This window comes from Paracoccus sp. 22332 (genome assembly GCF_052045125.1).
Lineage (GTDB): Bacteria > Pseudomonadota > Alphaproteobacteria > Rhodobacterales > Rhodobacteraceae > Paracoccus > Paracoccus haematequi_A.
Window position 1 is genome coordinate 1 of the sequence record NZ_JBQEOI010000088.1, and the last position, 4,565, is coordinate 4,565.

The following is a 4,565-nucleotide window of genomic DNA, read 5'->3' on the forward strand; positions in this document are numbered from 1 at the left end:
CATCCAGCACGGGAAGCATCATGAAGACGTCTCTCATCCTCGGCACTGCCCTTGTTCTAATCGCGTCCGCCGGCATGGCGGAACAGATCACTGTCATGTCCTGGGGCGGCACCTACAGCCAGAGCCAGGTCGAGGCCTATCAAAAGCCCTTCACCGCCGATACCGGCATTACCGTCGTATCGGTCGACAGCGACAATCCGGCCATCCCGATCAAGGCGCAGGTCGAGGCCGGGAATGTCACCGTCGACGTGGTGGACATCGAATATGCCGATGCCATCCGCCTGTGCGATGAAGGTCTGCTGGAGGAGATCGACTCCGCTATTCTGCCCCCTGCCCCGGACGGCACCCCAGCGACCGACGACTTTCTGCCTCAGGGTCTCAGCGATTGCGCCGTGGGATCGATCGTCTTCTCGACCGTTTATGCCTATGACCGCACCCGCTTTCCGGACAGCCCGCCCACGACCATCGTCGATTTCTTCGACACGGCGAAGTTTCCCGGCAAGCGCGGCCTGAAGAAGGCGCCCAAGGCGCTGCTGGAGATGGCGCTGATGGGCGACGGCGTTCCGGCGGATCAGGTCTACGACCTGCTGTCCACGCCCGAGGGTGTGGACCGTGCCTTCGCCAAGCTGGACACGATTAAGGATGACGTGGTCTGGTGGGAAACCGGGGCGCAGGCGCCACAGCTTCTGGCCGACGGCGAGGTGGTGCTGTCCACCGCCTATAATGGCCGGATCTTCAACGCCGCCGTGTCGGAGGGCCGCCCCTTCGACATGGTCTGGGACGGGCAGGTTTATGAATACAACCTGTTCGCCATACCCAAAGGCGCGCCCAACAAGGACGCGGCACTGGAATACATCGCCTTTGCCACCGGCACGCAGCGGCTGGCCGATCAGGCGAAGTGGATCAGCTATGGCCCGGCCCGCAAATCGTCGGCGCCATTGGTCGGTCTTTACCAGGACGGCAAAACCGAGATGGCCCCGAACATGCCGACAAACCCAGACAACATGAAGAACGCACTCGCGTCGTCCTATGACTTCTGGGTCGATCACGAGTCCGAGTTGACAGAGCGCTTCAACGCCTGGCTCTCGGCAAGCTGACGGCAGGACAAATCGCGCAAGGGGTGAGCCTTGCGCGATCTTGTCAGAGTGCTTCGCCCTCGCGCTATACCCCGGTGGATAAGGTCCTCGCCCGAGTCAGAATCTTGAATAGATCATGTGGATCGTCCGAGTCGGCGATGATGTTAAGGTTCTGGAAGAAGCCGGTTCCCTTCAATCGATCGTGCGCCAGCGCAGTGCCGAGAAATCCTCGGTGGCAATCCGCCATGTCTGTGTCAGCAGTATAGCCGCAAGTAAGGCGGGTCACTGCGGCGAGTGGTGATCTAAACTCGCGCAAATACTGTTATCCACAAGATCGCGGTTTCATCTTTGATGTCCGAAAGGGGATGGTCTAACGGACACTTCATTTGCTCTCCGAGTATAGCGGTAACGGCACCGCCAAGCGGCTGCTCTGCGGACAGCTGACGAAGTGTGACGCACTCAAGGCATCTTCTAGACCGGAATGGCGGTGGTCTGCTTGACCTTCTGCATGGGGATCTCGGTCTTGATGCTCTGGACGCCCTTGATCCGGCCCAGATGCTCTGCCTGGAACCGCCGGTAGGCGTCGATGTCTGCGCCCACCACGCGCAGCAGGAAGTCGCAATCGCCTGCCATCAGGTGGCATTCGACGACCTGCGGGAGTGACTTCACCGCATCGACAAAGCTGTTCACGGTGTCCTCGTCCTGGCCGGTCAGCCAAACACGGGCGAAGAACGTCATGCCCATGCCGACCTCAGCAGGATCGATCAGCGCGACATAGCGGGTGATGACGCCGCGCTGCTCCAGAAGACGCACGCGCCGGAGACAGGAAGAGGGCGAGAGGCCCACCCGTTCCGCCAAGTCGTTGTTCGGCAGGCGGCCGTCCTCCTGGAGAGCGTTCAGGATCGCGCGGTCGATGCGGTCGAGTTCAGCTGGCATAGGATTCTAATCATTATTCCTGCAGCAGAATCATAGTCCAAGACCACAGAGAATATCAGCAAGAAAGGCGACAAATGCCACGGGCAATAGGCTATTCAAAGGCGCGAGACAACCAAGGTGATGCCCATGGCGGACAGCGACCTGGCCTTTGTGCCACCGACTGAATATCCCTCCCCTGCTGGGGCTATGCGCGGACTGCGGGATGCCGTGCCGGTGCTGCTCGGGTTCCTGCCCTTCGGGCTCGTCCTCGGTGCCCAGGCCACCCAGAAAGGGCTGTCGGCAGTTGAGGTTCCCCTGCTGACCGGGCTGAACTTCGGGGGCGGGTCCGAGTTCGCGGCCATCGCCATGTGGACGTCGCCGCCTCAGGTCGCGCTCTCGTGGCCATCACGTTCCTGGTCAACAGCCGGCATCTGCTGATGGGCATGGCTCTTGCCCCAATGGTGCGCCACCTGCCGCGGCGCACGGTCCTGCCGGCGCTGTTCCTGATGTGCGACGAGTCCTGGGCAATGGGGTTGGCGGACGCCCAACGCCGCGGCGGACAGCTCGATCTCGGATACTATCTCGGGCTTTCCCTTGCGCTCTATCTCACCTGGATTGCGGCAACTGCCGCGGGCGCCGTGATCGGACCGGTGCTGGGGGATGCCACCCGCTTCGGCTTCGACATGGCTTTCCCTGCCGTGTTCCTCGTCATGCTGGCCGGGATGTGGAAGGGCACGCGCGCCGCGCTGCCCTGGCTCGTGAGCCTTGTCTGCGCGGCTCTGGTGTATCTGGCGCTTCCGGGGGCGTGGTATGTGCCGGCCGGAGCCCTGTCCGGTGTGATCGCCGCATATCTGCTGGCAAGGCCGCAATGATCGACCCTCTTGTGATCCTCACCATCCTGATGATGGCGTTAGTCACCTATCTGACCCGGATCGACGGCTATCTCCTGCTGCGCGACCGGACCGTGAGCCGCCTTCCCTCGATCTCATCGCCGAGGAAGCCGAATGGATCGTGCCGTATCTCTGCAGCGCTCTCGACCTACAGCGCGTGATTGCCTGCGGCCACAGCATCGGCGGCGGCATGGTGATCGAAACCGCCGCGCAGCATGCCGAACTCGTGGTGGCTGCCGTCACCATCGCGGCCCAGGCCTTTGTCGAGGGCCGGACACGCGCCGGCATCGAGGACGCGCGGCGCGCCTTCTCCGATCCGACTGCCCTGCAGCGCCTTGCCCGGTATCATGGCGAGAAGGCCCGCTGGGTCGTCGATGCCTGGACCGAGACATGGCTGGCGCCCGGCTTTGCCGATTGGTCACTGGCTCGTGCGCTGCCGCGGGTCACCTGTCCGGTGCTCGCGATCCATGGCGAGAAGGACGAGTATGGCTCGAAGGCACATCCTGAGCGGATCGCGGATGGTCCATCACGGCAGATGCATATGCTGCCGGGCACGGGCCATGTGATCCACCGCGAATGTCCTCAGGACCTGGCACAGATCATCAGCGGCTTCCTGGCGGAGGTCGGGAGAGGACCCGAGGGGGAAATTTCTCGTCAGATAGAACTGCCGGTGCGCTGAAGGAGGCTCGGCAGGGGCGGGATGTTGATTGCAGGCGTTCTCAAGCCTGCCTTGGTTGGAGCGCACAGCACATGACATCTCGATTGTTCGCCTTGTTCTGTGCCCTGATCACCATCTTCGTATGGCGGGCAATGACCTCGCCCCGGCAGCCGATCACCACGTCGTGGACATAGGCCCGGATCCAGACATCCTGATGGCCGAAGGCAACCGGCACCGAGTAGTCGTTGGTCTTGTAGCGCACCAGACATTGGGACGAGACGCGGCCACTGTCCTGGTCGCAGGCATCAAAGGGCGCGACCGGGAGGGGGCGCATGGCAGCCAGATCCCGTTGCAACCGCTCGCCGATCGTTTCGCTTTCGCCGCGCAGGACATCGTGCTGGCGCTTGCGGCATTGCTCCTCCAGCCGAAGGTTGAATGCCTCCCAGCTCGTGAACTCGGGAAGCGGCACCATGAAGTTGCGGCGGCAATAGCCCACCAAGCCCTCGACATTCCCCTTGTCGTTCCCTTTGCCAGGACGGCCGTAGCGGTCCCGGATCAGGTAATGCGACAGGAAGCCGCTGAACAGGACGGCCCGCTTGCGGGTGCCATCGGGCAGGATCTTCGCCACCAGACACCGGTCATTGTCATAGACGATCGACTGCGGCACTGCCCCAAAGAAGGCAAAGGCGTGGATGTGGCCGTCCACCCAAGCCTCGGCCACAGCCGCCGGATAGGCGCGGACGTAACAGGCGTCGCTGTGCGGCAGATCCAAAACAAAGAAATGCGCCTTTTGCTCGACACCGCCAATTCTGACCATCGCCTCGCCGAAGTCGGCCTGCGCATGGCCCGGAGGATGCGCCAGCGGCACAAACACTTCCTGGCCCCGCCGTTCCCGCTCCCGGATGTAATCCTTGATGATCGTGTAGCCGCCGGTGAACCCGCATTCGTCACGCAGCCTGTCGAACACCCGCTTCGCCGTGTGCCGCTGCTTCCGCGGCATGGAGCGATCCGCCTCAAGCCAGCCCT

At 62.7% G+C, this 4,565-nt stretch carries 6 protein-coding genes and 1 pseudogene; 5 read left to right on the forward strand and 2 right to left on the reverse strand.

Going from position 1 to position 4,565, the window contains the following annotated elements; genetic code table 11:
• Positions 1–20: 20 nt before the first annotated feature.
• The gene (locus ACTJI6_RS23545) at positions 21–1,097 is read left to right on the forward strand and encodes an ABC transporter substrate-binding protein (protein ID WP_440803972.1); all 1,077 of its coding nucleotides are present in this window, start codon (positions 21–23) and stop codon (positions 1,095–1,097) included.
• Positions 1,098–1,547: 450 nt separating this feature from the next.
• Here the strand turns inward: ACTJI6_RS23545 and ACTJI6_RS23550 are convergent, their stop codons facing one another.
• Positions 1,548–2,012: an Lrp/AsnC family transcriptional regulator gene (locus tag ACTJI6_RS23550; RefSeq protein ID WP_440803974.1), complete on the reverse strand. Its 465-nt coding sequence runs from the start codon at positions 2,010–2,012 to the stop codon at positions 1,548–1,550.
• A 126-nt stretch (positions 2,013–2,138) separates the two neighbouring features.
• Between ACTJI6_RS23550 and ACTJI6_RS23555 the strand changes: the two genes are divergently transcribed.
• Genes ACTJI6_RS23555 through ACTJI6_RS23570 form a run of 4 tightly spaced genes read left to right on the forward strand, consistent with a single transcriptional unit; the run spans position 2,139 to position 3,560 of the window.
• Positions 2,139–2,429 (forward strand): AzlC family ABC transporter permease, encoded by a 291-nt coding sequence (locus tag ACTJI6_RS23555; RefSeq protein WP_440803976.1) that lies wholly within the window; start codon positions 2,139–2,141, stop codon positions 2,427–2,429.
• Positions 2,390–2,863: an AzlC family ABC transporter permease gene (locus tag ACTJI6_RS23560; RefSeq protein ID WP_440803979.1), complete on the forward strand. Its 474-nt coding sequence runs from the start codon at positions 2,390–2,392 to the stop codon at positions 2,861–2,863. Before ACTJI6_RS23555 ends, ACTJI6_RS23560 begins: the two co-directional genes overlap by 40 nt.
• A complete protein-coding gene (locus ACTJI6_RS23565; protein WP_440804165.1) occupies positions 2,860–3,042 on the forward strand; it encodes a hypothetical protein in 183 nt (60 codons plus the stop codon). Before ACTJI6_RS23560 ends, ACTJI6_RS23565 begins: the two co-directional genes overlap by 4 nt.
• On the forward strand, positions 3,003–3,560 hold the full coding sequence (locus tag ACTJI6_RS23570) for an alpha/beta fold hydrolase (protein WP_440804167.1): 558 nt from the start codon (positions 3,003–3,005) through the stop codon (positions 3,558–3,560). The genes ACTJI6_RS23565 and ACTJI6_RS23570 overlap by 40 nt, the downstream gene beginning before the upstream one ends.
• Before the next feature lie 97 nt (positions 3,561–3,657).
• Here ACTJI6_RS23570 and istA read toward each other — a convergent pair.
• A pseudogene (gene istA / locus ACTJI6_RS23575) lies at positions 3,658–4,565 on the reverse strand (IS21 family transposase); the annotation flags it as partial.